Source organism: Streptomyces sp. NPDC002076 (assembly GCF_053593835.1).
On the sequence record NZ_JBSFDI010000061.1, the window covers coordinates 1 to 3571 of the forward strand.

The 3571-nt window shown below is 69.5% G+C and carries 1 pseudogene; it reads left to right on the forward strand.

From position 1 onward, the window contains the following. Positions 1-12: 12 nt before the first annotated feature. Positions 13-3571: pseudogene (locus ACWCQS_RS45955) on the forward strand (type I polyketide synthase); the annotation flags it as partial.

Genomic DNA, 3571 nt, shown 5'->3' on the forward strand with positions numbered 1-3571 from the left:
GGGGGTGCCGGGGGCACGGTGCTGGTCACGGGTGCGACGGGGACGTTGGGTGCTTTGGTGGCCCGGCATCTGGTCGCCGAGCACGGCGTACGACACCTCCTGCTGGTGAGTCGCCGCGGCGCCGAGGCCGAGGGCGCGGCCGGGCTGTCCGCCGAGCTTGCGGAGCTGGGTGCAGAGGTCACCTGGGCGGCGTGTGATGTGGCGGATCGCGAGGCGCTGGCCTCCCTCCTGGTCTCGATACCCGCCGAGCATCCGTTGTGTGCTGTGGTGCATGCGGCGGGTGTCCTGGATGACGGTGTGATGTCGTCGTTGACGCCTGAGCGGGTGGACGCGGTGTTGCGTCCGAAGGTGGATGCGGCGTTGCTGCTGGATGAGTTGACGCGCGATGCCGGGTTGTCGGCGTTCGTGTTGTTCTCCGGTGCGGCGGCGGTCTTCGGTGCTGCCGGTCAGGGCAACTACGCGGCGGCGAACGCGTTCTTGGAGGGGCTGGCGCAGCGTCGTCGGGCTGAGGGGCTGCCGGGGAGTACGCTGGCGTGGGGTCTGTGGGCCGAAGCCAGCGGCATGACCGGAACCCTCAGCGACCGTGACCTGCGCCGGATCTCGCGCGACGGAATGACCGCCCTGTCGTCGGAGGAGGGCCTGGCCCTCTTCGACACGGCGGTGGGGGTGGACGAGGCAGTGCTGCTGCCGATGCGGCTGGACCTGGCGGCGCTGCGGGCCGAGGCCGCGGCCACCGGGACGGTCCCGGCACTGCTGCGCGGCCTGGTACGGATGCCACTGCCACGCGTGACGGACGCCGCATCCGGCGGCACCGCGACCTCGCTCGGACAGCGCCTGGCCGGTCTGCCCGCGGTCGAACAGGACCGCGAGCTGCTCGAGTTGGTGCTGCGCAGTGTCGCTGGCGTGCTCGGCTACGCCGGGCCCCAGGCGGTGGCGCCTGGGCGTGCGTTCAAGGAGTTGGGTTTTGATTCGTTGACGGCGGTGGAGCTGCGTAATGACTTGAGGTCGGTTACGGGGCTGCGGTTGCCGGCGACGTTGGTGTTCGATTATCCGACGCCGGGTGATCTGGCGCGGTATCTGCGGGATGAGTTGGTGGGGCCGGAGGGTCCGCAGGCTGTGGTTCCCGCTGCCGCTGTCACTGGTGCTGGTGTGGGTGTTGGTGGGCGGGTCGTCGGGGATGATCTGGTCGCGATTGTGGGGATGAGCTGTCGTTTTCCCGGGGGTGTGGAGTCTCCGGAGGATTTGTGGCGGCTGGTGGCCGGTGGCGGGGACGGTGTGTCGTCGTTCCCGTCGGATCGGGGCTGGGATCTGGAGGGGTTGTATCACCCGGATCCGGATCATGCGGGGACGTCGTACACGCGGCAGGGCGGTTTCCTGTATGGGGCGGGGGAGTTCGATCCGGGGTTCTTCGGGATCAGTCCGCGTGAGGCGTTGGCGATGGATCCGCAGCAGCGGTTGCTGCTGGAGACGTCGTGGGAGGCGTTGGAGCGGGCGGGGATCGATCCGACGTCGGTGCGGGGGAGTCGTACGGGTGTGTTCGCGGGGGTGATGTATCACGACTATCTGGCGGGGCTGGTGGAGTTCCCGGAGGGGGTTGAGGGGTACATCGGGACCGGGAATGCGGGGAGTATCGCGTCTGGTCGGGTGGCGTACACGTTGGGGCTCGAGGGTCCTGCGGTGACGGTGGACACGGCGTGTTCGTCGTCGTTGGTGGCGTTGCATCTGGCGGCTCAGGCGTTGCGCAGTGGTGAGTGTGATCTGGCGTTGGCCGGTGGTGTGGCGGTGATGGCCACGCCGGAGACGTTCGTTGATTTCAGCCGGCAGCGTGGGCTTTCGGTCGACGGGCGGTGCAAGGCGTTCGCGGCGGGTGCGGACGGCACCGGCTGGGGTGAGGGTGCGGGCATGCTGCTGGTGGAGCGGCTGTCCGATGCCCGCCGTAACGGTCACCCGGTGCTGGCGGTCGTGCGGGGTTCGGCGATCAATCAGGATGGTGCGAGCAATGGTCTGACGGCGCCGAACGGTCCCTCCCAGCAGCGGGTGATCCGTCAGGCGCTGGCGTCGGCGGGTCTTGCGGCGTCGGACGTGGACGCGGTGGAGGCGCACGGAACGGGCACGACGCTGGGTGACCCGATCGAGGCGCAGGCACTGATCGCGACGTACGGGCAGGAGCGTGGCGAGGACCGGCCGCTGTGGCTGGGGTCGATCAAGTCGAACATCGGTCACACGCAGGCGGCTGCGGGTGTCGCGGGCATCATCAAGATGGTGATGGCGATGCGGCATGGTGTGCTGCCGCAGACCCTGCACGTCGACGAGCCGACGCCGCACGTGGACTGGTCGGCGGGTGCGGTGGAGCTGCTGACCGAGGCGCGGGAGTGGCCGCAGACCGGCCGTCCCCGCCGGGCGGGCGTGTCCTCGTTCGGTATCAGCGGCACCAACGCCCACACCATCATCGAAGAGCCGCCGGCGATCGCCGGGGCGGAGCGGGGCGAGACCCAACCGGTCCGCGTTCCCTCTGTGGTGCCGTGGACGCTGTCCGCCAAGGACGCGGACGCGCTGCGGGACCAGGCGGTCCGTCTGCGCGCGCAGCTGCTGGCCGACGAGGACGTGGACCTGGTCGACGTGGGCTACTCGCTCGCAGTGGGACGCACCGCCTTCGAGGAGCGGGCGGTTCTCGTGGCCGGCGACCGCGAGGAGTTCCTGCGGCAGCTGGGTGCGGTGGCGGGCGGGCAGTCGCCCGCCGGAGTGGTCAAGGGCTCTACGACCGCAGGGAAGCTGGCGTTCCTGTTCACCGGCCAGGGCAGCCAGCGGCTGGGAATGGGCCGGGAACTGTACGAGGAGTACCCGGTCTTCGCCGAAGCGCTGGACGAGGTGTGCGCCCGGTTCGAGGTGCCGCTGCTGGACGTGCTCTTCGGCGACTCCGACGCTGGACTTCTGGATCAGACGGCGTATACGCAGCCTGCGTTGTTCGCGGTCGAGGTGGCGCTGTTCCGGCTGTTTGAGTCGTGGGGTGTGCGCCCGGACTTCGTGTCTGGTCATTCGATCGGTGAGATCGCGGCCGCTCATTGTGCGGGTGTGCTGTCGCTGGACGATGCGTGCATGCTGGTGGCGGCGCGTGGCCGTTTGATGCAGGAGTTGCCGTCCGGTGGTGCGATGGTGGCGGTGCAGGCCGCCGAGGACGAGGTGGTGCCGTACCTGACCGATGCCGTGAGCATCGCGGCGGTCAACGGTCCGGCGTCGGTGGTGGTCGCGGGTGACGAGGACGCGGTACTGGAGATCGCCGCCCGCTTCGACGAGCAGGGCCGCAAGACCCGTCGCCTGACGGTCAGTCACGCGTTCCACTCGCCGCACATGGACGGCATGCTGGACGCCTTCCGCGAGGTCGCCGAAAGCCTGACGTACGAGGCTCCGCGTCTTCCGGTGGTCTCCAACCTCACCGGTTCTGTGGTGGGCGCCGAGGAGATCCGTTCGCCGGAGTACTGGGTGCGGCATGTGCGGGAGGCTGTGCGGTTCCTGGACGGTGTCCGGGTGCTGGAGGCCGAGGGCGTTACGGCGTTTGTCGAGCTGGGTCCGG